Annotated in this window: 22 protein-coding genes and 1 riboswitch; of the genes, 15 read left to right on the top strand and 7 right to left on the bottom strand. The window is 72.0% G+C overall.

What is annotated here, in order from left to right; all coding sequences use genetic code 11:
• Positions 1-60 precede the first annotated feature (60 nt).
• Positions 61-294, bottom strand: a complete 234-nt coding sequence (locus JIW86_RS27410; protein WP_215140745.1) for a ferredoxin — start codon at positions 292-294, stop codon at positions 61-63.
• Entirely contained in the window at positions 294-1,757 is a 1,464-nt protein-coding gene (locus JIW86_RS27405; RefSeq protein ID WP_257556539.1) for an aldehyde dehydrogenase, read from the bottom strand. Before JIW86_RS27405 ends, JIW86_RS27410 begins: the two co-directional genes overlap by 1 nt.
• A 191-nt stretch (positions 1,758-1,948) precedes the next feature.
• Here JIW86_RS27405 and JIW86_RS27400 point away from each other — a divergent pair, with 191 nt between their 5' ends.
• The 7 genes from JIW86_RS27400 to JIW86_RS27370 all read left to right on the top strand — a co-directional run bounded on the left by JIW86_RS27400 (position 1,949) and on the right by JIW86_RS27370 (position 9,999).
• A complete protein-coding gene (locus JIW86_RS27400; protein WP_257556538.1) occupies positions 1,949-3,055 on the top strand; it encodes an MBL fold metallo-hydrolase in 1,107 nt (368 codons plus the stop codon).
• A gap of 66 nt (positions 3,056-3,121) precedes the next feature.
• Positions 3,122-3,209: riboswitch (cobalamin riboswitch) on the top strand.
• Between the two features lie 129 nt (positions 3,210-3,338).
• The gene (locus tag JIW86_RS27395) at positions 3,339-4,592 is read left to right on the top strand and encodes a prenyltransferase/squalene oxidase repeat-containing protein (RefSeq protein WP_257556537.1); all 1,254 of its coding nucleotides are present in this window, start codon (positions 3,339-3,341) and stop codon (positions 4,590-4,592) included.
• Positions 4,592-5,257, top strand: a complete 666-nt coding sequence (locus JIW86_RS27390; RefSeq protein WP_257556536.1) for an SCO2322 family protein — start codon at positions 4,592-4,594, stop codon at positions 5,255-5,257. The genes JIW86_RS27395 and JIW86_RS27390 overlap by 1 nt, the downstream gene beginning before the upstream one ends.
• Complete coding sequence (locus JIW86_RS27385; RefSeq protein WP_257556534.1) at positions 5,254-6,564, top strand: energy-coupling factor transporter transmembrane component T; 1,311 nt, start codon at positions 5,254-5,256, stop codon at positions 6,562-6,564. The genes JIW86_RS27390 and JIW86_RS27385 overlap by 4 nt, the downstream gene beginning before the upstream one ends.
• Positions 6,561-8,438: an ABC transporter ATP-binding protein gene (locus tag JIW86_RS27380; protein WP_257556533.1), complete on the top strand. Its 1,878-nt coding sequence runs from the start codon at positions 6,561-6,563 to the stop codon at positions 8,436-8,438. Before JIW86_RS27385 ends, JIW86_RS27380 begins: the two co-directional genes overlap by 4 nt.
• Positions 8,435-9,322, top strand: a complete 888-nt coding sequence (locus JIW86_RS27375) for an ECF transporter S component (RefSeq protein ID WP_257556532.1) — start codon at positions 8,435-8,437, stop codon at positions 9,320-9,322. The genes JIW86_RS27380 and JIW86_RS27375 overlap by 4 nt, the downstream gene beginning before the upstream one ends.
• Positions 9,323-9,594: 272 nt before the next feature.
• On the top strand, positions 9,595-9,999 hold the full coding sequence (locus JIW86_RS27370; protein WP_257552628.1) for a transglycosylase SLT domain-containing protein: 405 nt from the start codon (positions 9,595-9,597) through the stop codon (positions 9,997-9,999).
• Positions 10,000-10,117: 118 nt separating this feature from the next.
• Here the strand turns inward: JIW86_RS27370 and JIW86_RS27365 are convergent, their stop codons facing one another.
• Positions 10,118-11,287: a steroid 3-ketoacyl-CoA thiolase gene (locus tag JIW86_RS27365; RefSeq protein ID WP_257556531.1), complete on the bottom strand. Its 1,170-nt coding sequence runs from the start codon at positions 11,285-11,287 to the stop codon at positions 10,118-10,120.
• Positions 11,288-11,529: 242 nt separating this feature from the next.
• On the opposite strand from JIW86_RS27365, the gene JIW86_RS27360 reads away from it, so the two are divergent.
• Positions 11,530-12,774: a cytochrome P450 gene (locus JIW86_RS27360; protein ID WP_257556530.1), complete on the top strand. Its 1,245-nt coding sequence runs from the start codon at positions 11,530-11,532 to the stop codon at positions 12,772-12,774.
• 211 nt (positions 12,775-12,985) lie between these two features.
• On the opposite strand, the gene JIW86_RS27355 is transcribed toward JIW86_RS27360, so the two are convergent.
• On the bottom strand, positions 12,986-13,735 hold the full coding sequence (locus JIW86_RS27355; RefSeq protein ID WP_257556529.1) for a hypothetical protein: 750 nt from the start codon (positions 13,733-13,735) through the stop codon (positions 12,986-12,988).
• A gap of 124 nt (positions 13,736-13,859) precedes the next feature.
• On the opposite strand from JIW86_RS27355, the gene JIW86_RS27350 reads away from it, so the two are divergent.
• A complete protein-coding gene (locus tag JIW86_RS27350; protein WP_257556528.1) occupies positions 13,860-15,293 on the top strand; it encodes an FAD-binding oxidoreductase in 1,434 nt (477 codons plus the stop codon).
• Here the strand turns inward: JIW86_RS27350 and JIW86_RS27345 are convergent.
• Positions 15,262-17,295 (bottom strand): bifunctional glycosyltransferase 87/phosphatase PAP2 family protein, encoded by a 2,034-nt coding sequence (locus JIW86_RS27345; protein WP_257556527.1) that lies wholly within the window; start codon positions 17,293-17,295, stop codon positions 15,262-15,264. The genes JIW86_RS27350 and JIW86_RS27345 overlap by 32 nt on opposite strands.
• A gap of 119 nt (positions 17,296-17,414) precedes the next feature.
• On the opposite strand from JIW86_RS27345, the gene JIW86_RS27340 reads away from it, so the two are divergent.
• On the top strand, positions 17,415-17,762 hold the full coding sequence (locus JIW86_RS27340; protein ID WP_257556526.1) for an antibiotic biosynthesis monooxygenase family protein: 348 nt from the start codon (positions 17,415-17,417) through the stop codon (positions 17,760-17,762).
• Between the two features lie 68 nt (positions 17,763-17,830).
• On the opposite strand, the gene JIW86_RS27335 is transcribed toward JIW86_RS27340, so the two are convergent.
• Complete coding sequence (locus tag JIW86_RS27335; protein ID WP_257556525.1) at positions 17,831-18,226, bottom strand: nuclear transport factor 2 family protein; 396 nt, start codon at positions 18,224-18,226, stop codon at positions 17,831-17,833.
• Positions 18,227-18,333: 107 nt separating this feature from the next.
• Here JIW86_RS27335 and JIW86_RS27330 point away from each other — a divergent pair, with 107 nt between their 5' ends.
• Positions 18,334-18,840, top strand: a complete 507-nt coding sequence (locus JIW86_RS27330) for a GNAT family N-acetyltransferase (RefSeq protein ID WP_257556524.1) — start codon at positions 18,334-18,336, stop codon at positions 18,838-18,840.
• A 24-nt stretch (positions 18,841-18,864) separates the two neighbouring features.
• On the opposite strand, the gene JIW86_RS27325 is transcribed toward JIW86_RS27330, so the two are convergent.
• Positions 18,865-20,937, bottom strand: a complete 2,073-nt coding sequence (locus JIW86_RS27325) for an MDR family MFS transporter (RefSeq protein WP_257556523.1) — start codon at positions 20,935-20,937, stop codon at positions 18,865-18,867.
• 216 nt (positions 20,938-21,153) lie between these two features.
• On the opposite strand from JIW86_RS27325, the gene JIW86_RS27320 reads away from it, so the two are divergent.
• From JIW86_RS27320 to JIW86_RS27305, 4 genes are all read left to right on the top strand, one after another.
• Entirely contained in the window at positions 21,154-21,960 is an 807-nt protein-coding gene (locus tag JIW86_RS27320; RefSeq protein WP_257556522.1) for a peptidoglycan-binding domain-containing protein, read from the top strand.
• Positions 21,961-22,105: 145 nt separating this feature from the next.
• Positions 22,106-22,789 carry an HAD-IA family hydrolase gene (locus JIW86_RS27315; protein ID WP_257556521.1) on the top strand — a complete coding sequence of 228 codons (684 nt, stop codon included), beginning with the start codon at positions 22,106-22,108 and terminating at the stop codon, positions 22,787-22,789.
• A 1,557-nt stretch (positions 22,790-24,346) separates the two neighbouring features.
• Positions 24,347-24,991, top strand: coding sequence for an HNH endonuclease family protein (locus JIW86_RS27310; protein ID WP_257559459.1), 645 nt, complete (start codon positions 24,347-24,349; stop codon positions 24,989-24,991).
• A gap of 95 nt (positions 24,992-25,086) precedes the next feature.
• Positions 25,087-26,742, top strand: coding sequence for an alkaline phosphatase D family protein (locus JIW86_RS27305; protein ID WP_257556520.1), 1,656 nt, complete (start codon positions 25,087-25,089; stop codon positions 26,740-26,742).
• The last annotated feature ends 210 nt before the right edge of the window (positions 26,743-26,952 follow it).

The following is a 26,952-nucleotide window of genomic DNA, read 5'->3' as shown; positions in this document are numbered from 1 at the left end:
TCGTACCGATGCTGTGTGCACGCTGTGCGTCACACCCCCGCTCACAGGAATCCGGAGCCGCTACTCCTCCGGTGGGAAGACCGGTTCGCCCGTTGCCGCCAAGGTGATCAGGATGGCTTCGACCGGGCAGCCCTCCGCCGCCGCCAGGAGGGGTTCGTTCGCGTCGGTCTGGGGGGTGCGGGGGTGGGACTGGCGGGCGGAGTCGAGCGTGAAGCCGTCCGGGGCGTGGTTGACGCACATGCCCGAGCCGATGCAGACGCCCCGGTCCACCTCGACCTGCCAGCGGTCTCCCATCAGGCACCCGCCTCATAGCCGGCCGGCAGGTGGATCATCTTGTGCTCCAGGTACTCGCTCAGGCCCTCCGGGCCGAACTCCCGGCCCAGGCCGCTGTTCTTGTAGCCGCCGAACGGGCCCAGCATGTCCAGGCTGAAGGTGTTCACGTTGAAGGTGCCGGTGCGGATCTGCCGGGCGAAGTCGATGCCGTGCTCGACGTCGGCCGTCCAGACGCTGCCGCTCAGGCCGAACTCCGAGTCGTTGGCCACCCGTACCGCCTCCGCCTCGTCCCCGTACGGGATCAGGCAGACGACCGGGCCGAAGATCTCCTCGCGCGCGATCCGCATGGAGTTGTCCACGTCCCCGAAGAGCGTGGGCTCCACGTACCAGCCGCGGTCCAGGCCCGCCGGGCGGCCGCCGCCCGACAGGACCTTCGCGCCCTCCTCCTGGCCGATCCGGATGTAGTCGAGGGACCGCTGCTGCTGCCGCTGGGCGACGAGGGGGCCGAGCTGCGTCGCCGGGTCCAGCGGGTCGCCGACGACCAGGGCGCCGGCCGCCGCCGCGAGGGCCTCGGCCACCTCCTCGTACCGGCTGCGCGGGACGAGGATCCGGGTCTGTGCCACGCAGGCCTGGCCGTTGTTCATCCAGGCCGCGGGGACGATCCCGGCCACCGTGGTCTCCAGGTCGGCGTCCGACAGGATCACCGCGGCCGACTTGCCGCCGAGTTCCAGGGTGACCCGGGTGAGGTTGCGCGCGGCGACCTCCATCACGCGCTTGCCCGCGGCGACCGAGCCCGTGAAGGCGACCTTGTCGATGCCGGGGTGGCCGACCAGGTACTCGCTGACCTCCCGGTCGGCGGGCAGGATCGACAGCACTCCCTCCGGCACCCCGGCCTCGCGCGCGATGTCGGCGAGGATGTAGGAGTCGAGGGGGGCTTCCGGGGAGGGCTTCAGGATGACGGTGGAGCCGCTGAGCAGCGCGGGGGCGAGCTTGGCCGCCGCCACGAACTGCGGCACGTTCCACGGGATGACGGCCGCGACGACCCCGACCGGTTCGCGGCGCACCAGGATCGGGCCGAGGACGCCCTGGCGGTGCTCCTCGTACGGGTAGGCGCGCGCGACGGTGATCGCGGCGTCGTAGACCATCATCGGGCCGAGCGCCTGGGCGAGGACGCTCCAGGAGTACGGGGATCCGTTCTGGGAGCTGATCGAGCGGGCGATCTCCTCGTGCCGGACGGCTATGGCGTCCTTGATCCGGGAGACGACGGCGATGCGCTCCTCCAGGCTCATCCGGGGCCACGGCCCCTCGTCGAAGGCCTTGCGCGCCACCTCGACGGCCCGGTCCACGTCCGCCTTCGAGGCGTGCGGGACGGAGCCGATGACCTGCTCGGTGTGGGGGGAGACGATCCGGATCGTGTCGGTGCCCAGCGGATCCGTCCATTCCCCGCCGATGAACAGTTGTCCGTGTTCCACGAGCTCGGTCATGGCTGAGGCCTCCTGCGGCTTGGCGTTGCAGAACTGATACCAGTTCTAGTTAGAGGAGTCCACGGCCAGGACCGAACAGCCCGCCGGGAGGTCCGGAAGATCCAACGGCTAGTCAGGAGCAGCCGGAAGTGGTCGACTTGGGCTACTACTGGAACAGGTTCTTGTTGGCGAGCGGGCAGGCAGGGGATCTCATGTCGCAGGACACGTCACCGGACACGTCACCGGACACGTCACCGAGCACATCGGCGGACGCGCCACCGGTCACCGATCACGGCGGCGGGGTATGGGGGATCAAGGTGCCCATCCCCGACAACCCTCTCGGGCACACCCTCGTCCACGTCCTCGACACCGACCGCGGCCCGGTCCTCGTCGACACCGGCTGGGACGACCCCGCCTCCTGGGACGCCCTCGTCGCCGGCCTCGCCGCGCTCGGCATCCCCGTCGCCGACGTCCACGGCGTCGTCATCACCCACCACCACCCCGACCACCACGGCCTGTCCGGCCGGGTGCGCGAGGCCTCCGGCGCCTGGATCGCCATGCACGCCGCCGACACCGAGGTCGTCGTACGGACCCGGGCCGCCGAGCCCGGCGTCTGGTTCGACTACATGAGCGAGAAGCTCGCGGCCGCCGGAGCCCCCGAGGAACACATCGCCCCGCTGCGCGCCGCCCGCGCGAGCGGCCGCCTGCGCACCCTGCCCGGCCTGCGCGCCGCCGTCCCCGACCGGGAGATCGTCCCCGCCGAGCTGCTCCCCCTCGCCGGACGCCGGCTGCGCGCGATCTGGACCCCGGGCCACACCCCCGGCCACGTCTGCCTGCACCTGGAGGAGGCCCATCCGGCGAACCTCCCCGGCAACGGCCGCCTCTTCTCCGGCGACCACCTGCTGCCGGGGATCTCCCCGCACATCGGACTGTACGAAGCGCCGGACGAGAACGGTGTCACCCGCGTCACCGACCCCCTCGGCGACTACCTCGACTCCCTCGAACGCATCGGACGCCTCGAGCCGGCCGAGGTGCTCCCGGCCCACCAGCACGCCTTCACCGACGCCCCCGCCCGCGTACGGGAACTCCTCGAGCACCACGAGGAACGGCTGACCGGCCTGTGGGAGCTGCTCGCCGTGCCGCTGACGCCGTGGGGGCTGGCGGAGCGGATGGAATGGAACCGGCCCTGGGAGCAGATCCCGTACGGCTCCCGCAACATCGCCGTCTCCGAAGCCGAGGCCCACCTGCGGCGGTTGGTGAAACAGGGCCGCGCGGAGGCGGTACCGGGCAGCGACCCGGTCACCTACCGGGCGCTGTAGGACCGCACCGGTCACCGGGCCCGCACCCTACGGGCCGGTAGAGTGAATCCGTCGTCCACACTTCCGTACGGGGAAAGCCGGTGCGATTCCGGCACTGACCCGCAACCGTGACCCACCCCCGGCACCACCCGGGCGGCGGGGAGTCGGAACGCCCCGTACCGGAGGTGCGCGGCTCGCGCCGCCGGGTCTTCCGGCGGCCGGCACCGTCGAGGTATACGGAGCCGGAGCCCGGTGCCTCAGCGTGCCTGCCTCCAGCTCCCCAGCACGAGAGGCACCCGCCCCCATGAACGTCCGCCGCAGCGCCGCCGCGCTCGCCGCCTCCGCCGTGCTCTGCGTGGGCGCCGCCCCCGCAGCCCTCGCCGACACCGCGCCGCCCGCCTCCCCCTCCGCGCCGCCCGTCATCCCCTCCGGGCTCTACGGCAAGAGCGACCCGACGTACGACGGCGTGTGGCGGCAGTCCTTCGCGCTGCTCGCCCAGCACACGGTCGGCATCAAGCCCTCCCGGCAGGCCGTGATCTGGCTGCTCGGCCAGCAGTGCCAGACCGGCGGCTTCCCCTCCTTCCGCCCGAACCCCGGCGTGACGTGCGACGCGAACACGATGTACGACACGAACGCCACCGCGGCGGCCGTACAGGCACTGCAGGCCCTCGGCGGCCAGGACGCGGCCGTCAGGCAGAGCGTGGAGTGGCTCAAGTCCGTCCAGAACGAGGACGGCGGCTGGGCGTACGTGCCCGGCTCCCCCAGCGAGGCCAACTCCACCGCCCTGGTGATCAGCGCCCTCGCGGTGGCCGGTGAGAAGCCGGCCGAGGTCAAGTCGAAGGCGGGCAAGTCGGCGTACGAGGGGCTGCTCCCCTTCCAGCTGGGCTGCTCCGCCGAGCCGGCCGCCGACCGGGGCGCGTTCGCCTACCAGCCGGTCGACGGCAAGCTGCTCGCCAACGCCGACGCCACGGCCGCCGCGACCCTGGCCGGCCTCGGCAAGGGCACGGCCGTCGTGCCGTCCACCACGGACACCCCGGCGGCCGCGCTGGCCTGCCCGGCGGCCGGCGCCGCCGACCCGGTGGCCGCCGCCCAGGGCGCGGCCGGGTACCTGGCCGAGGTCCTCAAGAAGGACGGCCACCTCACGGCCGTGACCCCGGGCGCGGACCAGCCGACCCCGGACACCGGCAACACCGCCGACGCGGTGATCGCCCTGGCCGCGGCCGGGCACAAGCAGTCGGCGGCGGGCGCGCTGGAGTGGCTCAAGGCCAACTCGGCGGAATGGTCGAAGGGCAGCCCGGCGGGCCTCGGCACGCTGATCCTGGCCGCCCACGCGACCGGCACCGACCCGAAGTCCTTCGGCGGCACCGACCTCGTCGCGGCGCTGAACGCGACGGGCCCGGCCCCGCAGGGCGCGGACACCTCCGCGACCACGGTGGACAGCGAGAAGGACAAGCCCTCCGGCGGCCAGAGCGTGTGGTGGATCATCGGCGCGGGCGCCGCGGCCGGCGTGGGCATCGGCATCCTGCTGAGCGGCCGCCGCAAGAAGAACCAGCTCTGATGCGCCGCCGCCTGCCCGCCCTCGCCCTGGCCTTCGGCATCGTCCTGGCCGTGGTGGCCGCCGGTCCGGCCCTGGCGTCGAGCTACCGCTACTGGTCGTTCTGGGACGGCGCGGGCGGTAAGTGGGCGTACGCCACCGTCGGGCCCTCGCTGGCCCGCCCGGCGGACGGCTCCGTGCAGGGCCTGCGCTTCTCGGTGAGCAAGGACGCGGCGGCCGAGTCGGCCCGGCCGCGGGCGGCGGCGGACTTCACGGCGGTCTGCGGGGCGACCCCGGCGGCCGAGGGCAGGAAGCGGGTGGCGCTGGTCATCGACTTCGGCCTCTCGGCGGACGCCCCTGCGGGCGAGGCCCCGCCGCAGCCGGAGCCGCGCACGGCCTGCGCCCAGGTTGCCCCGGAGGCCACGACGGCCGAGGCGCTGGCGTCGGTCGCCAAGCCGCTGCGCTACAACAGCGCGGCGCTGCTGTGCGCGATCTCGGGCTACCCGAAGCAGGGCTGCGGCGAGCCGCTGCCGGACGCCCCGGAGGCCCAGGACTCCCCGGCGGCCGCCGCCCCGCCGAAGTCGGACCACGGCGGCGGCCCGTCGGCGGGCCTGCTGGCGGGCATCGCGGCGGTGGCCGCCCTGTCCACGGCGGCCATCTGGCAGTCCCGCCGCCGCCGCGCCCGATGACGAACGACGGCGCGGCAGCCGCCGACGGCGCTCAGCCCACCACCGGGGCCACCCGCACCCGGGCAACGACCCGCACGGGTGGTGCGGGTGGGTACCCCGTCCGGCCGCAGGCCGGGCGCACCCCCACCGGAGCCGCACCCGGCGACGCGACCCCGACCACGCGGAGCCGGCTCGCGGCGCCGGATCCCGAGCCCGGGTCCTCGTACGACCGCTGGAAGCCTCCGCAGGCCGGCCGGGCCACGGCCCTGCACGCGGGAGCGTGGTGGCTCTGGGCCCTCGGCCTGGCCACCGCCGCCTCGCGGACCACCAACCCGCTCCTCCTGGGCCTGATCATCGGCGTGGCCGGTTACGTCGTCGCGGCCCGCCGCACCAGCGCGCCCTGGGCCCGTTCCTACGGGGCCTTCCTCAAGCTCGGCCTCGTCGTCATCGGCCTGCGCCTCCTCTTCTCCATGCTGCTCGGCTCCCCCATCCCCGGCTCGCACACCCTCTTCACCCTGCCGGAGATCCCCCTCCCCGCCTGGGCCCAGGGCATCCGCTTCGGTGGCAAGGTGACCGCCGAGCAGCTGGTCTTCGCCTTCTACGACGGCGCCAAGCTGGCCGCCCTCCTCGTCTGCGTGGGCGCTGCGAACGCCCTCGCCAACCCGGCCCGGCTCCTGAAATCCCTCCCGGCCGCCCTGTACGAGGCCGGGGTCGCCGTCGTCGTCGCCATGACCTTCGCGCCGAACATGGTCGCCGACGTGGTCCGTCTGCGGACCGCCCGCCGCCTGCGCGGCCGCCCCACCGGTGGCATCAAGGCCATCCTCCAGATCGGCCTGCCGGTCCTGGAGGGCGCCCTCGAGCGCTCCGTCGCCACCGCCGCGTCGATGGACGCGCGCGGGTACGGCCGTACCGCGCAGGTCCCGCCCGCCGTCCGGCACACCACCAACGTCCTCACCCTCGGCGGCCTGCTCGGCATGTGCGCGGGCACGTACGGGCTGCTCGCCGCCGAGGGAGCGGTGTATGGCCTGCCCGTGCTCTTCATCGGCCTGGTCCTGGCCCTGGCGGGGCTGCGCCTCGGCGGGCGCCGGTCGGTCCGCACCCGCTACCGGCCCGACCGGTGGGGGCCGCGCGCCTGGCTGGTCGCCGGATCGGGTGCGGCCGTCGCCGCGTTCCTCGTCCACGCGGGCACCGTCGACCCCGAGGCCCTGCACCCGGGCGTGGTCCCGCTGGTCGCGCCCACGCTCCCGCTCTGGCCGGCGGCCGCGATCCTGATCGGCCTGCTGCCCGCCTTCGTGGCACCCGTACCGCCCAAGGAGGCGTCCCCGTGATCCGGTTCGAACAGGTCTCGGTCACTTACGAGGGCGCGGCCGGTCCCTCGCTCCAGGGCGTCGACCTGGTGATTCCGGAGGGTGAGCTGACGCTGCTCGTGGGCCCGTCGGGGGTCGGCAAGTCGACCCTGCTCGGGGCCGTCTCCGGCCTGGTCCCGCACTTCACCGGGGGCACGCTCCGGGGCCGGGTCACGGTCGCGGGCCGTGACACGCGTACGCACAAGCCGCGGGAGCTCGCGGACGTGGTGGGTACGGTCGGCCAGGATCCGCTCGCGCACTTCGTGACGGACGTGGTCGAGGACGAGCTGGCGTACGGCATGGAGTCCCTCGGGCTGGCTCCCGCGGTGATGCGCCGCCGGGTCGAGGAGACCCTCGACCTCCTCGGCCTGAACGAACTGCGGGACCGCCCCATCGCCACGCTGTCCGGAGGCCAGCAGCAGCGGGTCGCGATCGGCTCGGTCCTGACCCCGCACCCGAGGGTCCTCGTCCTGGACGAGCCCACCTCGGCCCTCGACCCGGCGGCGGCGGAGGAGGTCCTGGCGGTGCTCCAGCGGCTGGTCCACGACCTCGGCACGACCGTGCTGATGGCGGAGCACCGGCTGGAGCGGGTGGTCCAGTACGCCGACCAGGTGCTGCTCCTGCCCTCCCCGGGCGCGGCGCCGGTCCTCGGCACCCCGGCGGAGATCATGTCCGTCTCCCCGGTCCACCCCCCGGTGGTGGCCCTCGGCCGCCTGGCGGGCTGGTCCCCCCTCCCCCTCTCCATCCGCGACGCCCGCCGCCAGGCTGCGCCGCTCCTGACCCGCCTCTCGGCTACCGCCGGGCCGCAGGGTTCGCAGCCCGCCCGCGCCACCGTTTCCCAGGGCTCCGCCCCGGACCCCGCGCCTCAAACGCCGGCGGGGCTGGATTTGCCCTCCGGGCAAACCAGCCCGCCAGGCGGTCCAGCCGGACCACACCAGCCATATCCAGCCCCGCCGGCGTTTGAGGCGCGGGTCCGGGCGGAGCCCGGTTTCGGGAAGGGGCGGGGTGGGGGAAGCCGCCCGCAGGGCCCCCGCCCCGGCCTGCTGGCCAGGCTGCGCCGAAGCACGGCCGAGCCCGTTCCGGCGCCGGCGCCGAAGCCGACCGACAAGGTCACGGAGGCTCGGAACCTCGGAGTCCGCCGCGGCCGGACCGAGGTGCTCCGCGGCATCGACCTCGCGGTGGCGAAAGGCGAGACCATCGCGCTGATGGGCCGCAACGGCGCCGGCAAATCCACCCTCCTCGCCGCCCTCACCGGCACGGTCGCCCCCGCCACCGGCTCCGTCACGGTCGCCGGCGCCACCCCGCACAAGACCGCCCCCGCCCAGATGGTCAGCCGCGTCGGCCTCGTCCCCCAGGAACCCCGCGACCTCCTCTACGCCGACACGGTGGCCGCCGAGTGCGCCGCCGCCGACTCCGACGCCTCCGCACCACCCGGCACCTGCCGGGATCTGGTCTCCGCCCTGCTCCCGGACGTCCCCGACGACACCCACCCCCGGGACCTCTCCGAGGGCCAGCGCCTGGCCCTGGCCCTGGCGCTGGTCCTCACCGGCCGCCCGGCCCTGCTGCTCCTCGACGAGCCCACCCGCGGGCTGGACTACGCCGCCAAGGTCCGGCTGATCGAGATCCTGCGGGCGCTCGCGGCCGAGGGCCACGCCATCGTCCTGGCCACCCACGACGTGGAGCTGGCCGCCGAGCTGGCCCACCGCGTGGTGATCCTGGCCGGCGGGGAGATCGTCGCGGACGGCCCGACCGCCGAGGTCGTCGTCTCCTCCCCCGCCTTCGCGCCGCAGGTGGCGAAGATCCTGGCCCCGGGCCACTGGCTCACGGTGAGCCAGGTCGCCGAGGCCCTGCGATGAGCCGCCCGGCGCCCCGCCCCGTCCGCATCGGCCCCCGCGCCGCCGCGGCCCTGGTCCTCGTCACCCTCATCGGGATCGCGGCCTTCGGCTGGCCGCTCCTCGCCGACCGGCAGTCGGGCCTCGCCCACTCCCAGGACGCCCCCTGGCTCTTCGCCGCGCTGCTCCCCCTCCTCGTCGCCGTCGTCGTCGCGACCATCGCGGACAACGGCATGGACGCCAAGGCGGTGGCGATGCTCGGGGTGCTGGCCGCCGTCGGGGCGGCGCTGAGACCGCTGGGCGCGGGCACGGCCGGCCTGGAGCCCATGTTCTTCCTGATGGTGCTCAGCGGCCGCGTCCTCGGTCCCGGCTTCGGCTTCGTGCTCGGCTCGGTGACGATGTTCGCGTCCGCCCTGCTGACAGGCGGGGTCGGCCCGTGGATGCCGTTCCAGATGCTGGCCATGGGCTGGTTCTCGCTGGGTGCCGGGCTGCTGCCCGGTCCGGAGAGGATCCGGGGCCGGGCGGAGCTGCTGATGCTGGCGGCGTACGGCTTCGCGGGCTCGTTCGCGTACGGCACGATCATGAACCTCCAGGGCTGGGTGATCCTGCAGGGCATGGGGCAGGGCATCTCCTTCCACCCGGGCGAGCCGGTCTCGGCGAACCTGGCGCGCTTCGTCGCGTACTGCCTGGCGACGTCGGTGGGCTGGGACCTGGGCCGGGCCGCGCTGACCGTCGTACTGACGCTCACGCTCGGCGCCACGCTGCTCAAGGCGCTCCGCCGCGCGACGCGCAAAGCAGCGTTCGATGCCCCCGTCACCTTCGATTCGGGGGCGGGAAGTGGCCCGGACCACACCCGCAAAAGGGACGAAGCATCCACAAAGAGTGAGATTCCGACCCCTCGGCGGTGACCCGCCCCATAGGACCCAGGTCACACACGAACCGGGATAGTAGGCCCCAAACGCCCCATATGCGGCGCCAGGGCCGCCGTCACCACCCGGCTCCGAAGGCCACTAGTAAGAGGGGTCATTGCGAGGGCCCCGGGGGGTCTGTAGAACTGGATGAGTCGCAGGGCGGCAGGGGTTGTTCACCCGCCGCCGACGAACCCCTCTCCTCCGCGTGAGTGGCTCACGCATGCTTCGGCGTGCCGCGACCGTCCTTGTTCCCTTCGGAAGGTCAATCCGTGTCCAACGCTGTCATCCGCCGCATCGCCGCTTCCAAGAAGACCCTCGCGGGTACCGTCCTCGCCCTGGGCGTCGCCGGTTCCATGCTGGCCGCGGTTCCCGCGCAGGCCGCCCCGTCGAGTGCCAAGGCGATCGCCCAGCAGATGATCAAGGACCCGGCCCAGTTCGCCGCCTTCGACAAGATCATCTCGCACGAGAGCGGCTGGGACTACACCGCCACGAACTCCTCCTCTGGTGCGTACGGCCTGGTCCAGGCCCTGCCGGCCTCGAAGATGGCCTCGGCGGGCTCGGACTGGAAGACCAACCCGGCCACCCAGATCAAGTGGGGCCTGGACTACATGAACGAGCGCTACGGCAGCCCCGTCGACGCCTGGAACTTCTGGTCCGCCAACCACTGGTACTAAGCCACCAGCGGCAGAGCAGACCCACACAGCAGACATACGAAAGCCCCGGTGGCCGGCCTCCCCAGGTCCGGCCACCGGGGCCTTCTGCATCCCATCCCACGGGGTCTGTGTGCAGCGCCTACAGGCGCTGGATGATCGTGCCGGTCGCCAGCGCGCCGCCCGCGCACATGGTGATCAGCGCGAACTCCTTGTCACGGCGCTCCAGCTCGTGCAGCGCGGTGGTGATCAGCCGGGCGCCGGTGGCGCCGACGGGGTGGCCGAGCGCGATGCCCCCGCCGTTGACGTTGACCTTCTCCAGGTCCTGCTCGAAGACCTGGGCCCAACTGAGGACGACGGAGGCGAAGGCCTCGTTGATCTCGACGAGGTCGATGTCCTTGAGGGACATGCCGGCCTTGCCCAGCACGGCCCGCGTCGCGTCGATCGGACCGTCCAGGTGGTAGTGCGGGTCGGCGCCGACCAGCGTCTGCGCGACGATCCGGGCGCGCGGCCGCAGCTTGAGGGCGCGGGCCATCTTGCGCGAGGCCCACATCACGGCAGCGGCCCCGTCGGAGATCTGCGAGGAGTTCCCGGCGGTGTGCACGGCGGTCGGCATGACCGGCTTGAGCCGGGCCAGTGCCTCCATCGACGTGTCGCGCAGGCCTTCGTCCCGGTCGACCAGGCGCCACATGCCCTGCCCGGCCGCCTGCTCCTCCTCCGTCGTCGGCACCTGCACGGCGAAGGTCTCGCGCTTGAACCGCTCCTCGGCCCAGGCGGCCGCGGCCCTCTCCTGCGAGAGCAGCCCCAGCTTGTCGACGTCCTCGCGGGTCAGACCCCGGTGGCGGGCGATCCGCTCGGCGGCCTCGAACTGGTTCGGGAGGTCGACGTTCCACTCGTCCGGGAAGGGCTTGCCCGGGCCGTGCTTGGATCCGGAGCCCAGCGGCACGCGGCTCATGGCCTCGACCCCGCAGGCGATGCCGATGTCCATGACCCCGCCGGAGATCATGTTGGCGACCATGTGGTTGGCCTGCTGGGAGCTGCCGCACTGACAGTCCACCGTGGTCGCGGCGGTCTCGTACGGGAGCCCCATGGCGAGCCAGGCGTTGCGGGCGGGGTTCATCGACTGCTCGCCGGCGTGGGTGACGGTGCCGCCGACGATCTGCTCGACGCAGTCGGGCTGGATTCCGGTACGGGCGAGGAGTTCCCGGTAGGTCTCGCCGAGCAGGTAGGCGGGATGGAGGTTGGCGAGCGCGCCCCCGCGCTTGCCGATGGGGGTGCGTACGGCTTCGACGATGACGGGTTCCGCGGCCATGAGCTCGTCCTCTCCTGCACTGCGACAGCGCGGCGGGCCGTCCCGGCGCCCCGCCCCGAACTAGTACGCGTTCTAGTTCTCCCCGCAGTCTTATGACCTCAAGCCCCGGCACGCAAGGGTCTTGCACGCGCCCTGCACGGATTCCACACGCAACAGTTGGCGCCGGGACCCTTGTCACTTCTAGAACTCGTTACTACCTTCAAGCCAACTTCTGATGGGCCGTCAGACTTTGGAGTCGCCCGATGTCATGCCCCGCGCTGCCCGAAGGCTTCGACGCCACCGACCCCGACCTGCTCCAAAGCCGGGTCCCGCACCCCGAGTTCGCCCAGCTGCGGCAGACCGCACCCGTGTGGTGGTGCCCGCAGCAGCGGGGGATCACCGGTTTCGACGACGAGGGCTACTGGGCGGTGACGCGGCACGCGGACGTCAAGTACGTCTCCACGCACCCGGAACTCTTCTCCTCCACCACCAATACGGCGATCATCCGGTTCAACGAGCACATCCAGCGCGACCAGATAGATGCCCAGCGCCTGATCATGCTGAACATGGATCCGCCGGAGCACACGCGCGTACGCCAGATCGTGCAGCGCGGATTCACCCCGCGGGCGATCCGCGGACTGGAGGAGGCCCTGCGCGACCGGGCCCGGCAGATCGTCGAGGAGGCGGTGGCCGGGGCGGGCGACGGCAGCTTCGACTTCGTCACGCAGGTGGCCTGTGAGCTCCCGCTCCAGGCCATCGCGGAGCTGATCGGCGTACCGCAGAAGGACCGCGCCAAGATCTTCGACTGGTCGAACAAGATGATCGCCTACGACGACCCGGAGTACGCGATCACCGAGGAGGTCGGCGCCGAGGCGGCGATGGAGCTCATCGGCTACGCCATGAACCTGTCCGCCGAACGCAAGGAGTGCCCGGCCAAGGACATCGTCACCCAACTCGTCGCGGCGGAGGGCCAGGGCAACCTCGGCTCGGACGAGTTCGGCATGTTCGTCCTCCTCCTGGCGGTCGCGGGCAACGAGACCACGCGCAACGCCATCAGCCACGGCATGCACGCCTTCCTCACCCACCCCGACCAGTGGGAGCTGTACAAGGCGACCCGGCCGTCCACCGCGGCGGAGGAGATCGTGCGCTGGGCCACCCCGGTGGTGTCCTTCCAGCGCACCGCCACCCAGGACACCGAACTGGGCGGCCAGAAGATCAAGGCGGGCGACCGGGTGGGGATGTTCTACTCCTCCGCCAACCACGACCCCGAGGTCTTCGAGAACCCGGACGCCTTCGACATCACCCGCGACCCCAACCCCCACCTGGGCTTCGGCGGCGGCGGCCCGCACTTCTGCCTCGGCAAGTCCCTGGCCGTCATGGAGATCGACCTGATCTTCAACGCCCTGGCCGACACCCTGCCCGACCTCCGCCTGACGGGCGAGAACCCGCGCCGCCTGCGCGCGGCCTGGCTCAACGGCATCAAGGAGCTCCGGGTCAGCCACGGCTGACCCGCGACCCAGGACGGCAGGGGCCCCTTCCTCCCACGCCCCGGCCCCTGCCGTCCGCTGGCAGCACACCCGCACCCGTTCGAGTGGCGGCCCCGCCCGAACGGGGTGATCCTGACTGACAGCGGCGATCCAGCCGAAGGGGCGCCGGGGCACAGCTGCCCCGGCGCCCCTTCGGCCTGCTCGGGCATGCCCCGCCCGCCGCACGACATCGTCACTGCAGGATCCCCACCGCCCGCGCGACCACGAGCAGCACGGTGATCAGCGACACCGAAGTCTGGATCATCATCAGCAGCTTGGCCCACGTCGTCAGCGGCATGGTGTCGGTCGGGCTGAAGGCGGTGGCGTTGGTGAACGCCACGTACAGGTAGTCCCCGAAATAGGGCTTCCATTCGGGCGCGGAGATCCCCGCCTGCCCCATCTGCGGGAAGAGGAAGTCGGGGTAGTCCTTGGTGCCCTGAGCCCTGGCCACCGGGCCGCCCCGGTCCCACTCCCAGTACCAGAGCGCGAAGGCGATCACATTGGTCACCCAGACGGCACCGGCCGTACTGAGCAGCCCGAGCGCGCCTTCCGGCCCGATGCCGAGGAGCAGTTCGCGTACGAGCTTCACGGCCGACCACGCGTTGGCCAGGCTGACCGAGGCCGCCAGAGCCAGGCTGAGGCCGCGCAGCAGGTACGAGGTGCGGTCGAAACGGCGGTGCGGGTTGAGGGCGGCCAGCGCCAGCAGCAGGCTGAGCTCCAGCGCCGGCAGCAGCCAGTGCGGATCGAGGGTCAGCCGGTCCGGCAGGGCGAGCTGGAGGCACACGGCGACCAGGATCGCCACGGTGACCGCCCAGCGCTCCTCGCCGTCGGTGGGCTGCCGCCAGGCCGGTCTCTCCTCGCCCCGTTCGGCGGGGGGTTCGAGCAGGGCCTCGATCCGGCCCAACCGGCGATGCAGCAGTTCCACCGCGTCGTTGTCGCTCATGCCGCACATTCTGGAGCCAAGCGGTCCGTAGGCGACGTACTCGGCGAACACGGCGAAAGGCGGCACGAGCCCACCGGGATCCGGTTCGAGTGCATCCCTCATGGCCCGGTGCCAGACTGAAGGCATGGCTACGCTCAGTCAGTCCTTCCGGGGGCGGCTGGTGCAGCCCGGGGACCCGACGTACGACGAGGACCGGCGGGTCTGGAACGGCTCCATCGACCGGTCACCCGCCCTCATCGCCCACTGCACGGGCGTCGCGGACGTCATCGACGCCGTGCGGTTCGCGGCCGGGCCGGCGGCCGGGCTGCCGGTCGCCGTACGGGGCGGCGGGCACAGCTTCCCCGGGCAGTCCGTGTGCGACGGCGGGATCGTCGTCGACCTCTCGCCCCTGCGCGGCATCCGGGTGGACCCGGAGGCCCGGACGGTCAGGGCTCAGGCCGGGGTGCTGCTGGGCGAGCTGGACCACGAGACGCAGGCGTTCGGGCTGGCCGTACCGGCCGGGATCGTCACGCACACCGGGCTGGCGGGGCTCACGCTCGGCGGCGGGATCGGCTGGCTGATGCGGAAGTACGGGCTCACCATCGACCAGCTGCTCGCGGTGGACCTGGTCACCGCGGACGGGTCCTTCGTGAAGGCGAGCGAGGACGAGAACCCGGACCTCTTCTGGGGTGTGCGCGGCGGGGGCGGGAACTTCGGGATCGTCACGGAGTTCACGTTCCGGCTCAACCCGCTCGGGCCGATCGTACTTGCCGGTCCGGTGATCTGGCCGATGGCCGAATCGGCGCGGCTGCTGCGCTTCTACCGCGAGTGGATCACCGACGTACCGGACGAGCTGACCACGGCGGTCGTCCACCGCAAGGCGCCGACGGCCCCGTACATACCGCCCGAGCTGCAGGGGAAGCCGGTCGTGATGGTGGTCTGCTGCTACGCGGGGCCGGTAGAGGAGGGGCAGGAGGTGTTGCGGCCGCTGCGCGAGGGCTCGGGGTCGGCGCCGGTGCTCGACCTGTGTGCGCCCAAGCCGTTCACCGAGCACCAGGCGATGTTCGACCCGTCCTTCCCGCACGGCCGCTGGTACTACTTCAAGTCCTGCGACGTCGACCGGCTCACGGACGAGGTCATCGACCGTACGGCCGAGCACGCGGCCCGGATCGTCTCGCCGTTCACGGCGTTCCCGATCTTCCAGCTCGGCGGGGCGATCGCGCGCGTCGGGGAGGACGAGACGGCCTTCGGCGGGCGCGGCGCCGGGCACACCTTCAACATCAACGGGACGACGGAGGGCTTCGAGGGCTTCGACGCGGAGCGGACGTGGGCGCGAGGCCTGTGGTCGGCGCTCGCGCCCCACCAGACCGGGGTCTACTCGAACTTCCTGATGGAGGAGGGCGAGGAGCGGGTCGAGCAGGCCTACGGGACGGAGAAGTACCGGCGCCTGCGGGAGCTGAAGCGCCGCTACGACCCCGGGAACCTCTTCCATCTCAACCAGAACATCCCGCCCGCGACGCCGTCCGCTACGCCGTCAGCGACGCCGGCTAAGAAGTCCGAGCCCCGGCCGGAGTCCTGAGCTCCTGCTCCTGTCCCTGCTCCTCGCCGTTCGTCGTGCGCTGCGCGGGCAGGTGCGCCCGCAGCCGCCGCGGCCCGGAGAGCACATACACGAGCCCGAATCCGGCGCTCACGACGACCGCGCCACCCACCGCGTCGAGTACCCAGTGGTTGGCGGTGGCGACGATCGCGCACACCGTGATCAGCGGGTGCAGCGCGCCGAGCAGCTTCTGCCAGCCCTTCGGCGCGAGCACGACGATCACGATCCCGCACCACAGTGACCAGCCGAAGTGCAGCGAGGGCATCGCCGCGTACTGGTTGGAGATCGCGGTCATGGCCCCGTACGACGGGTTGGCCAGGTCCTGCGGGCCGTGGACGGTGTCGATGTAGCCGAGGCCGGGCATCAGGCGCGGCGGCGCGAGCGGGTACAGCCAGAAGCCTATGAGCGCCAGTACGGTCGCCAGCCCCAGGGAGGCGCGAGCCCAGCGGTAGTCGCCCGGGCGGCGCCAGTACAGGACGGCCAGGATCGTCAGCGGGACCACGAAGTGGAAGGAGGTGTAGTAGAAGTTGAAGAACGCCTCCAGCCAAGGCGTGTCGACGACGGCGTGGTTCACGGCGTGCTCGATGTCGATGCCCAGCGCCCGCTCGATCCCGAGGATCTGGTTCCCGTTGCCCTCGGCGAGGTCGCGGCTGGTGGGGGCCGCGGCCCTGATGTGCGAGTAGAGCGAGTACCCGACCCGTATCAGCAGGAGTTCCAGCAGCAGGTTGGGGCGGGACAGCACGCGCCGCCAGAACGGCAGCAGCGGCACCCGCTGCCACCGGGCGGCCGCGGGCTCCCCGTAGGCCGTCGGAACGGGTTCGCGCCAGTACGGCGACGAGCGCGGCAGGAACGGTACGGCGCAGGCGGCGGCCAGTGCGGCGAGGAGCAGCACGTTGTCGCGTACGGGGGCCAGCGCGGCCAGGTTCGGCAGCAGCACGGCGCTGGGCAGGGTCATGGCGAGGACGACGGCGACGGGCCACACGGGCCGGTCGGCGGCGCGCCTGCCGACCTTGCCCGCGACGGCGAGCAGTACCCACAGCAGCTGGTGGCGCCAGCCGGTCGGGGACACGGCGACGGCCACGCAGCCGGTGATGGCGACGGCGAGCAGCAGCTGCCCGTCGCGGGCGTAGCGGACGGCGCGGCGCAGGCCGATGAAGGCGATGCCGGCCGCGAGGGCCACGTAGAGCAGGATCTCGACGGGTCCGGTCAGGCCGAGGCGCAGCAGGGCGCCGTGTACGGACTGGTTGGCGAGGCTGTCGGGGGCCCCGCCGAGGCCGGTGCCGGCCAGGTGGTGGATCCAGTACGTCCAGGAGTCGCGGGGCATGGCCGCCCAGGACAGCGCGGTGGCTCCGGCGAAGGAGGCGGCGGCGGCCCAGGCGGTGGGACGGCGGCCGGTGAGCCACAGGAGCGGGACGAAGAGCAGCAAGGCGGGCTGGAGGGCCGCGGCGAGGCCGATGAGGAAGCCGGCCTGGCGCCCGCCGGGGACGCGGAAGACGGCGAGGAGCACCAGCAGCACCGGCAGGACGGCGGTCTGGCCGGGTGAAGAGGCCTCGCGGACGGGCAGCGAGACCATCATCAGGGCGGTCAGCACGGGCGCGGCCAGCAGCGCGGTGCGGCGCGGCACGGGGTCGGGCAGGCCGCGCGCGGCGACGAGTCCGATGGCGGCGACGAACAGCAGCGTCAGGGAGATCCAGGCGACCTCCAGCGACGGCGCGGCGAGGCCCACGAGGGGTTTGAGGACCAGCCCGGCGAACGGCGTGCCGGTGAACTGGCCGGCGTCGTAGAGCGAGCCGGGAAGGCTGCCGGGGAGGTGGAAGCCGCTCAGCCACTGGCCCGGTGGGACGCTCAGCACGACGGCTGCCTGTCTGACGGCGAGTGCGCCCGCCAGCGCCCACAGGAGGAGGCGTGCCGCCCCGAGCCTGCCGCTACCGCCTATGACTCCGGCATGTCCGTTCGCACCGCTGTGCTCTGCCGCGTTAGCCACGCCTCGCCGGCCTCCCGCCCTGTTGACCGCAACCCTGACTTTGCCTGGCTGCCGCGTTTCGTGCCCCGTTCCATTACCTGGACGACGATATCCCGCGCTGGATACCTAGGATGGCCCGCATGAGCATCGTGAAGATCAACGCGCTGACCGTGCCGGCTGAGCAGCGGGAGGTGCTGGAGCAGCGTTTCGCCTCGCGGGCGGGGGCGGTGGAGGGCTCGGACGGGTTCGAGTGGTTCGAGCTGTTGCGGCCGGTGGAGGGCACCGACCAGTACCTCGTGTACACGCGGTGGCGGTCCGAGGAGGACTTCCAGGCGTGGATGGAGGGGCCGATGAAGGCCGCTCACCAGGGCGGCGGGGCTGGTGGCGGGGCCGGCGGCGCGGGTGGCGAGCGCCCGAAGCCGGCGGCGTCGGGCTCGTCGGTGTGGTCGTTCGAGGTCGTGCAGCAGGCAGCGCCGAAGAAGGCGTGAGGCAGGTGTGAGGCGGTGAGGGGCGGCGGTCCGGGGCACGGGCCCCGGGCCGCCGCTCGCGCATGCGCTCAGCTCCAGAAGGTGTCTTCCTCGTCGATGTCGGCCGTGCACTGGTCGATGTCGGTGATCTTGTTGCCGATGATGGTGAAGAAGAGGCCTTGGCGGATCTCGATGCCCCGGTCACCGCGGTCACCGCGTGCCGTGTGGAAGCTCATGACGTGGCCGCGGCCGTCGGCGAGGACCGATTCCAGGTGGACCTGGAAGGTGCCCTTGGTCTCCTCGCCGAGCCGGCGGTAGAAGTCCATGACGTTCTCCCGCCCCTTGTGGTGCCCGGACAGCGGGTTGCTGCCGGGCACGTGGTGGATGACGTCGGCCGTCATCAGCGTGCTCAGCGTCTCCATGTCGCCCTTGCCGAATGCCTCGTAGCCGCGGCGGATCAGGGCACAGTCGGGATGCTCGGACATGGTGTTCACACCCTCCAGGGACGAGCGGTTTGTCGTTTTTCCTATCATCAGCCCGTACCTGTGGATATTCCACGCCAGAGATCCGCGGCGGACTCCACAATGACGCCATGACCACTCACAGCGAACACCGCACGGACTCCTGGACCGTGGCCCCCGAACCGTTCACCACGCCTGACGCCACGGTCCTGCGCCGCGCGTACTACGCCGAGGTCGCGGGGCGTTACTGGGAACGGACCGTCACGGAGGCCGAGATCGATCAGGGGCTCCTGGACTTCCCCGACGACGGCCTCGTCCCACCGACGGGCCAGTTCGTCGTCGGCCGGCGCGACGGCGAGCCCCTGGCGTGCGGCGGGATACGCCTGATCGACCCCGTCACCGCCGAGCTCACGAGGGTGTACGTGGACCAGCGCGCCCGCGGTACCGGTGGCGGGGCGGCGCTGCTCGAAGTCCTCGAGGCGGAGGCCCGAGCGCTGGGCGCCGAGCGGGTCCGGCTGGACACGAGGTCGGATCTTGTGGAGGCCCGCGCGTTGTACGCGCGGCACGGGTATGCGGAGATACCGGCATACAACGACGGGCAGTATGCGGAGCACTGGTTCGAGAAGCGCCTGGTCTGAGGGCTGATCCGGGCTGCGCGAGGTTCAGGGCGCGGCGTGGTCCCGCCGCGGCGCGGCGTCGTAGGGCTCCTCGGCGTCGGAACCGCAGAGCTCCGCGTTGATCTCCTGGACCAGCTTGATCAGGTCGGTCGGGCGGTCCGGGCCCCACCAGTCGCCGAGGAGCTCGGCGAGGGACTCCTCGCGCGCGGCGGAGAGCTTGGCCGCCGCCTCGCGCCCCTTGTCGGTCAGGATCAGCGCCAGCCCGTCCCGTACGGCGAGGTGGCGCTCCTCGACCTGGCGGGCGGCGTCCGTGATGGCCTTCAGGGGCACGATGGTGCGCTCGGCCAGCACGGACGGCTCCGCCGACCCGTACTTGTTGATCCGCAGCAGCAGCCAGCTCGCGGCGGGCAGCAGGTCGTAGCCGGCCTTCTCGGTGATCTTCTCGTAGACGTGCCGGCGGCCCTCCCTGGTGCCGAGCACCGACAGTGCGCGGGCGACCTCGTCGCGGGAGGACCGCTCGACTGGGTTGGAGGCGAGGGTCTCGGTCACGTCGGGCGCGGTGACCGAGCCGCGGAGCTTGTCCTCCTTGAGGAACCAGGCGACCACGAACGCGATGAGGACGACGGGCACGGCGTAGAGGAAGACGTCGGTGATGGAGGTGGCGTAGGCGTCGAGCACGCGGGGTCGCAGCTCGGCGGGGAGTGCGCCGATGGCCCGCGGGTCGGCCTCCAGCTGCGCGGCGCTCGCGCCGGGCGGCAGCGGGACGCCGGTGAGGGCGGTGCCCAGCTTCTCGTCGAGACCGTTGGTGAAGATCGTGCCGAAGATCGCGACGCCGAAGGAGGCGCCGATGGAACGGAAGAAGGTCGCGCCGGAGGTGGCCACTCCGAGATCCGCGTAGCTGACGGAGTTCTGCACCACCAGTACGAGTACCTGCATGACCAGGCCGAGTCCCACGCCGAAGACGAAGAAGTAGACGCTCATCTCCCAGGTGGAGCTGGTGCGGTGCATCTGGTGCAGGAGGAGCAGGCCGACTGCGGTGACGCCGGTTCCGGCGATGGGGAAGACCTTCCACCGGCCGGTGCGGCTGACGATCTGGCCGGAGGCGGTGGAGGAGATCAGCATGCCGAGCACCATCGGCAGCATGTGGACTCCGGACATCGTCGGCGAGACGCCCTGGACGACCTGGAGGAAGGTCGGCAGGTAGACCATCGCGCCGAACATCGCGAAGCCGACGACGAAGCTGATCACCGAGCAGAGGGTGAAGGTGCGGATGCGAAACAGCTTCAGCGGCAGGACGGGTTCCGCGGCCTTGCGCTCCACGAGGAGGAAGGCGACGAGCAGCACCGCGCCGAGGACGGCGAGCCCGATGATCTGGGCCGACCCCCAGTCCCAGGTGGTGCCACCGAGGGAGGCGACCAGGACGAGGCAGGTGGCGACGGAGGCGATGAGGAGGGTGCCGAGGTAGTCGATCGTGTGCTTCGAGGAGCGCACCGGGATGTGCAGCGCGGCGGCGATGACGGCGAGTGCGACGAGACCGATGGGGATGTTGATGTAGAAGACCCAGCGCCAGGACAGGTGGTCGACGAACAGGCCGCCCAGCAGCGGGCCCAGCACGCTGGTCGCACCGAAGACACCGCCGAAGAGGCCCTGGTACTTGCCGCGTTCGCGCGGCGGGACGATGTCGCCGACGATCGCCATCGACAGCACGATCAGCCCGCCGCCACCGAGGCCCTGGAGGGCGCGGAAGCCGATGAGCTGCGGCATGTCCTGGGCGAGGCCGCACAGGGCGGAGCCGATGAGGAAGAGGACGATGGCGTACTGGAAGAGCTTCTTGCGTCCGTACTGGTCGCCGAGTTTGCCCCACAGGGGCGTGGCGGCGGTGGAGGCGAGCATGTAGGCGGTGACGACCCAGGACAGGTGCGCCATGCCGCCGAGATCGCTGACGATGGTCGGCAGGGCGGTGGAGACGATGGTCTGGTCGAGAGCGGCGATCAGCAGGCCCAGGAGCAGGGCGCCGATGGGGACGAGAACCTCGCGGGAAGCGCGTTCGGCGGCGGGTCCGGAGTTCTGCGGGCCGGGAACGGGGTCCACGGCATCCTTCGTCGCATCCTGAGCCATCGCTTCCTCCTCAGGCCGGATCATCATCTCCATCCTGCGTGGTGTGTCCGGTTATGGCCTCTCGGCGGGAATGGCCGAGGGTTGGGAGCTGCCCGGCGGGTCTGCATAATGCCTGGCAGTGTCCAGGGAGGGATTCCAGTGAACGGTGAGCACTGTCCAGATTGCGGCGCCGTCGGTGCCCGCTGCCGGTGTGTGCCGGGTGCGGGTTTCGACCCCTTGCGCGTCCGCCCGTACGTATCGCTGCCCGACCCCGGCGAGCCGGACGACGACGCTCCGCCTCCGCCGATACCGCGCGTGGTGACGCCGCCACCGGAGCACGACACCCCGGCGTACGGGATACCCGTGACCCCGGCCCACCAGCCCTGGCCCGAGGGCGGCCAGGACTGGCAGGGCGGGCATGCGGCGCACCCGGCCGAGACGGCGCAACTCCGGGCGATCCCGGACGAGGGCTCCGAGAAGCGGACCGGCCCGGCTTTCCGCCGGCTGCTCCCGCTCCTGATCGCCGGCGCCGCGGTGGTGGCCCTCGGAGGGACGGCGGCGGCGCTGTGGGTGCTCCCGGATTCCGCCGGGAACGACACCGCCCTGATGGACGCGAAGGCATCGGCGCCCGTGACGAGCCTGGCCCCGGCCGGCCCGTCCCAGACCCCGGCCACCACCGCGACGTCCAGCCCCTCTCCCTCAGCCTCGCCGTCCGCGTCGCCGAGCGCGTCCAAGTCGCCGTCTCCCTCCCCGAGCGCGTCCCGCTCGTCGGCACCCCCTTCCCCGAGCGCGTCACCGAGCACGAGCCGCGCCCCCAGCCCTACGCCGCCCGCAGCGGCACCGACCCTGCGCTACGGGGACTCGGGCGCGGAGGTGGAGAAGCTTCAGCGGCTGCTGGCGGCAAGGGGCCTGTTCACGTACAAGATCAACGGCAAGTTCGACTGGCGGGTGGAGAACGCCGTGTCGACCTTCCAGTACGACAACGGCATCGACGAGGAGTGGGGCGTCTACGGCCCGCTCACCCGCAAGGCGCTGGAGGGGTAGGGACGGGACGGGGGTCACACCACCTGCGGTGGCGCGGAGCGGAACCATTTTGTATCGTGGAGGAACAAAGTGGTTCCGTCCTCACTCCCTGACCGGTGGACGGAACCACTTGTTCTCTTTTCCCGCCTTGTCTGGAGCCCCGCATATGTCGGCCAGCACCACCACCGCACCTGTCGTCCTCACCGCCAAGGCCCTGCTCCTGGACATGGACGGCACCCTCGTCAACTCCGACGCGGCGGTCGAGCGGTGCTGGCGCGACTGGGCGGTGTCACACGGGCTGGACCCGCAGGAGGCCCTCAAGGTGGTCCACGGCCGCCAGGGCTACGCGACCATGGCCGTCCTGCTGCCGGACCGCCCGATGGAGGTCAATCTCGCGGAGAACGCCGTGATGCTGGCCCGCGAGACGGCCGACACCGACGGCGTGGTCCCGGTCGCGGGTGCCCCGGAGTTCATGGCGTCGATCGCCGAACTGCCGCACGCCCTGGTCACTTCCGCCGACGCGCCCCTGGCCACGGCCAGGATGACCGCGGCGGCCCTGCCGATGCCGGCGGTACGTGTCACCGCCGAGTCCGTCCAGGCCAGCAAGCCCGACCCGGAGGGCTTCCTCAAGGGCGCCGCCGCGCTGGGCATGGACCCGGCCGACTGCATCGTCTTCGAGGACTCGGCCGCAGGCATCGCCGCCGGCCAGGCCGCGGGCATGCGCGTGATCGGCATCGGCCCCCGCGCGGCCGCCCACAACCCGACGACCCACGCCCCGGACCTCACGACCCTCCGGGTGACCACGACCCCTGACGGCTCGATCCGGGTCACGGTCGAAGCGGGGGCGTAGGCGGGGGCGTAAGGGCGGGTGGGGGCTTCGGGGGTCGGGGTCTCAGCGGGGCGGGATCAGGGAGGGTTTGGGGGTTTCCCGTCAGTCCCACTGTCTCCCCGGGTCGGGCCGGTCTGTAAAGGGCGCTCCTCCTTCGTCGTCGCGTCGCTTCGCGATGGCCTTCGGCCACCCTTGACAGACCGTCCCGCCCCGGAAAGACAGGACTGTCGGGAAGCCCCCAAAAGAACGGTCCACCGGTTCACGATTCAGACCGGGGGACATCAGGGACCGGCTGCTTGGCTGCCGTGGGCGGGCATGCGCCCGGGCCGATCGGGAGGGAATCCGGGGCCGGTGGGCGCATCAGATCGCTACACACTTGCTCATTGTCTGGCGGCTGCGGGCCGTCTGGGGCTGGGAATAGGCCGCCCACTGGCCGCTGCCGCCTGAGGTGGTCTGGCGGCGATCAGACCGGCATGGGCTGGACATAAGCCGCCCCAGACCGCCAGTTGACGCTCCTGGAGGGCGTCTGCGGGCGGTCGCGGGCACGGAAAGTGCTCTGACGGAGTGTGGTGCCGGACTTTTGGGTCCCTCACTCCGGGAAAAGATCGATTGGCTCTCAACTCGCCGCCAAATACGGACAAACGACCCGCAGTCGCGTGATCGAGACGCGTGTGCCGGCCGTGGGCGGCTTATGCCCAGCCCCAGACGGGCGCCGGACGCCATGGGTGAGAAGTGTGTAGCGATCTGACGCGCCCGCCGACCCCGCCATCCGCTCTCTACGGGCCCGGGCGCGAACCCTGCCGCACGGAACCCGGGAGCCGGTCGCTGATGGCCCCCGCCCGTCCATGGAACCGGTGGACCGTTCTTTTGGGGGCTTCCCGACAGTCCTGTCTTTCCGGGGCGGGACGGTCTGTCAAGGGTGGCCGAAGGCCATCGCGAAGCGACGCGACGACGAAGGAGGAGCGCCCTTTACAGACCGGCCCGACCCGGGGAGACAGTGGGACTGACGGGAAACCCCAAACCCTCCCTGATCCCGCCCCGCCGAGACCCCGACCCCCGAAGCCCCCACCTGCCCCCCGAAGCCCCGCCACACCCCCCCCCACCCCCCAACCGCCTCGTACAGCGAGCATCAGGCCGGCGAGGGCCGTCTTGTCGGGGAGTTCGGCGAGGAAGACGTCGCCGAAGGCGATCGCCGTGACGCCGAAGCTGAACACAGGGGTGGAACCTCAATCGGTCGGGCAGGACGCCGCCGTACCGAGAGACCTGAAGTGCGCGTGTCCGGGGTCGCTTCCGGCGAAGAGCCACTCCCCTTCTGCTCCGCCCGGGGCATGCGACGCCCCCGGCCGTCCGGAATAGGTCTTTGGCCCCGCTCCATCCCGCTCCTGAGGCCCCACCCTGTCGGAATCTCAACTTCCGCTTGAAGGAACGGTGTTGCGCGGGCTTGATATGACGTGCTCATGTCGCCACGCTGTCACCTGGCGCCCATCCCCTCGAAACCTGGCGCCGGAAGCATGGCCGCGCCCCGCCGGGGCCCGCACGGCCACACCCCCCGCACTCAGGGAGCCCCTCATGGCACTCATACCCACCGTCTACGCGCGTCGAATTGGCGTGTTCGCGTCGGCAGTCGCCCTCGCTTCCCTCACCTCCCTCGTCAACGCCCCCGCCGCCCAGGCCGCTCCGCCCACCCCCATCAGCGCCTCGGCCGCGCGCTCGTACCTGGCGACCGTCACGCCGAAGGCGGAAGGATCCAGCAGCGGCTACAGCCGCGACCTCTTCCCGCACTGGAGCACCGTCTCCGGCAGCTGCAACACCCGCGAGACCGTCCTCAAGCGCGACGGCGTGAACGTCGTCCAGGACTCCGCCTGTGCGGCCGTGAGCGGAACCTGGTACTCCGAGTACGACGGCGCCACCTGGACCGCCGCCGCCGACCTCGACATCGACCACGTCGTGGCGCTCTCCGAGGCCTGGCGGTCCGGCGCCAGCTCCTGGACCACCGCCAAGCGCCAGCAGTTCGCCAACGACCTCACCCGCCCGCAGCTCATCGCGGTCACCGACAACGTCAACCAGGCCAAGGGCGACCTCGACCCCGCCGAGTGGATGCCGTCGCGCACCTCGTACCGCTGCACGTACGCGCGGATGTGGGTCCACGTGAAGCAGTACTGGGGCCTGAGCATCGACTCCGCGGAGAAGACCGCCCTGGTGAACGTCCTCAACGGCTGCTGACCCGGCCGGCCGATCATTTCCCCCGCCAGGGGGAGGCGAGGCTCCCCCTCCCCGTCGTACCGTGATCAAAGGGGCTACGGAGGAGGGGGAGTTAGATGGCCGGACTGCGTCTGGGGCCGCTGCTGCGCCACGTCGACTGGGACACGGGCGGGTCCGCCACCATATGGGTCGAGGCGGACCGCCCGTGCACGGCCGAGGTGCGGTGCGCCGATGGTGCGGGCGGCAGTGTGCGCACCTTCCAGATCGCCGGGCACCACTACGCGCTCGTGCCCGTGACCGGACTGACTCCGGGCACCACGACGGCGTATGAGGTCCTGCTCGACGGGGTAGGCGTGTGGCCGCTGCCGGACAGCGGCTTCCCGCCGAGCACGATCGCCGCCCCGGCACTCCCGGACGATCCCGGAGTGCGCATCACCTTCGGCTCCTGCCGGCAGGCCGCGCCGCCCGCCGGGAGACACGGTCCGCACGGGGCGGACGCCCTCGACACCCTCGCGGCGCGGCTGGCCGCGGACCCTGAGGCGGTGCGCCCGGACGTCCTGTTGCTGCTCGGCGACCAGGTGTACGCCGACGCTCTGTCGCAGGAGACGCGGCAGTGGCTCGCGGCCAGGCGGGACCTGCGGGAACCGCCCGGCGCCCAGGTCGCGGACTACGAGGAGTACACCCGGCTCTACTACGAGTCCTGGCTCGATCCGGAGATCCGCTGGCTGCTGTCGACCGTGCCGAGCCTGCACATATTCGACGACCACGACGTCATCGACGACTGGAACACGAGCGCCGCGTGGCTCGCGGAGATGCGGGCGACCCCGTGGTGGCAGGAGCGGGTGCTCAGCGGGCTGATGTCGTACTGGGTGTACCAGCACCTGGGCAATCTCTCGCCCGCCGAGCTGGCGGCCGACGGGCTGTACGGGGCGATACGGCAGACCCCTGACGGCACCGATCTGCTGCGCTCCTTCGCGTCCGCGGCCGACGCCGATCCGGCCACGGTGCGCTGGAGCTACCGGCGCGACTTCGGCCGGACCCGTCTGCTGATGGTGGACACCCGGGCCGCTCGGGTGCTGGCCGAGGACGGGCGGGCGATGCTCGACCCGGCGGAGCAGGGGTGGCTGCGGGAGAACGCGCTCGCGGGGCACGGAGGGTACGACCACCTGCTGATCGGGTCCTCGCTGCCGTGGCTGATGCCGCCGCTGATCCATGACGCGGAGACGTGGAACGCCGCGCTGTGCCGCGGGGACCGGGGACCGCGGTGGGCGCGGATCGGTGAGAACCTGCGCCGGCGCAGCGATCTGGAGCACTGGGCCGCGTTCCCGGCCTCGTTCGCGGCGCTGACCGATCTGATCGAGGAGGTGGGGACGGGGCCGCGGGCGCCGGCGACGGTGTGCGTGCTGTCGGGGGACGTGCACCACGCGTATGTGGCCGAGCCCCGCATACCGAGCACGGCGCGGGTGTTCCAGCTGACGTGCTCACCGGTGCACAACTCCATCCACACGGCGGTGAAGCTGGGCTTCCGGCTGGGCTGGTCGCGTGTGGGGCGGTGGCTGGGGCGCGGCTTCTCCCGGCACGGGCGTACGGGGCGGCCGCCGTTGAGCTGGCGGCGTACGGACGGGCCGTGGTTCGGGAACCAGCTGATGACGCTGGCTCTGGCGGGTCGCACGGCCCGGCTGCGGCTGGACCAGGCGCGCAAGGGGCGCAGGGGACGCGGCAGTGCCCGGCTGGTGACGGTGTTGGACCGGGAGCTCACCGGGGCGGAGTAGGGTGCGGGCCTGGCCTCGGGTGTGACGTCGGGTGTGACGTTCGGTGTGTCATCGGGTGTGGCGTCGGGGGCCTGACGCGCCGGGGGGTGCGGGGGCGCCCCGGGCAACCGGTGTGCGAACGCCGGGCGTACGCTGTATGGCTGTCAAGCCGCTCCTGCCGCTCCCCCGCGACGTCGCGGCGCTTCATGCCGCTGCACGTCAACCGGACTG

Origin of the sequence: Streptomyces sp. NBC_00162, from assembly GCF_024611995.1 — a bacterium.
GTDB lineage: Bacteria > Actinomycetota > Actinomycetes > Streptomycetales > Streptomycetaceae > Streptomyces.
The sequence above is the reverse complement of the archived record's forward strand: the minus strand, read 5'-3'. Positions and strand labels throughout refer to the sequence as shown.

Excerpts from the sequence above, each read along its gene's own strand:
- JIW86_RS27400 (WP_257556538.1), top strand. The coding sequence starts at position 1,949 with ATGTCGCAGGACACGTCACCGGACACGTCACCGGACACGTCACCGAGC.
- JIW86_RS27325 (WP_257556523.1), bottom strand. The coding sequence starts at position 20,937 with ATGGCTCAGGATGCGACGAAGGATGCCGTGGACCCCGTTCCCGGCCCG.
- JIW86_RS27335 (WP_257556525.1), bottom strand. The coding sequence starts at position 18,226 with ATGTCCGAGCATCCCGACTGTGCCCTGATCCGCCGCGGCTACGAGGCA.
- JIW86_RS27305 (WP_257556520.1), top strand. The coding sequence starts at position 25,087 with ATGGCCGGACTGCGTCTGGGGCCGCTGCTGCGCCACGTCGACTGGGAC.
- JIW86_RS27375 (WP_257556532.1), top strand. The coding sequence starts at position 8,435 with ATGAGCCGCCCGGCGCCCCGCCCCGTCCGCATCGGCCCCCGCGCCGCC.
- JIW86_RS27405 (WP_257556539.1), bottom strand. The coding sequence starts at position 1,757 with ATGACCGAGCTCGTGGAACACGGACAACTGTTCATCGGCGGGGAATGG.
- JIW86_RS27315 (WP_257556521.1), top strand. The coding sequence starts at position 22,106 with ATGTCGGCCAGCACCACCACCGCACCTGTCGTCCTCACCGCCAAGGCC.
- JIW86_RS27360 (WP_257556530.1), top strand. The coding sequence starts at position 11,530 with ATGTCATGCCCCGCGCTGCCCGAAGGCTTCGACGCCACCGACCCCGAC.
- JIW86_RS27390 (WP_257556536.1), top strand. The coding sequence starts at position 4,592 with ATGCGCCGCCGCCTGCCCGCCCTCGCCCTGGCCTTCGGCATCGTCCTG.
- JIW86_RS27395 (WP_257556537.1), top strand. The coding sequence starts at position 3,339 with ATGAACGTCCGCCGCAGCGCCGCCGCGCTCGCCGCCTCCGCCGTGCTC.
- JIW86_RS27365 (WP_257556531.1), bottom strand. The coding sequence starts at position 11,287 with ATGGCCGCGGAACCCGTCATCGTCGAAGCCGTACGCACCCCCATCGGC.
- JIW86_RS27330 (WP_257556524.1), top strand. The coding sequence starts at position 18,334 with ATGACCACTCACAGCGAACACCGCACGGACTCCTGGACCGTGGCCCCC.
- JIW86_RS27410 (WP_215140745.1), bottom strand. The coding sequence starts at position 294 with ATGGGAGACCGCTGGCAGGTCGAGGTGGACCGGGGCGTCTGCATCGGC.
- JIW86_RS27350 (WP_257556528.1), top strand. The coding sequence starts at position 13,860 with ATGGCTACGCTCAGTCAGTCCTTCCGGGGGCGGCTGGTGCAGCCCGGG.
- JIW86_RS27340 (WP_257556526.1), top strand. The coding sequence starts at position 17,415 with ATGAGCATCGTGAAGATCAACGCGCTGACCGTGCCGGCTGAGCAGCGG.
- JIW86_RS27385 (WP_257556534.1), top strand. The coding sequence starts at position 5,254 with ATGACGAACGACGGCGCGGCAGCCGCCGACGGCGCTCAGCCCACCACC.
- JIW86_RS27355 (WP_257556529.1), bottom strand. The coding sequence starts at position 13,735 with ATGAGCGACAACGACGCGGTGGAACTGCTGCATCGCCGGTTGGGCCGG.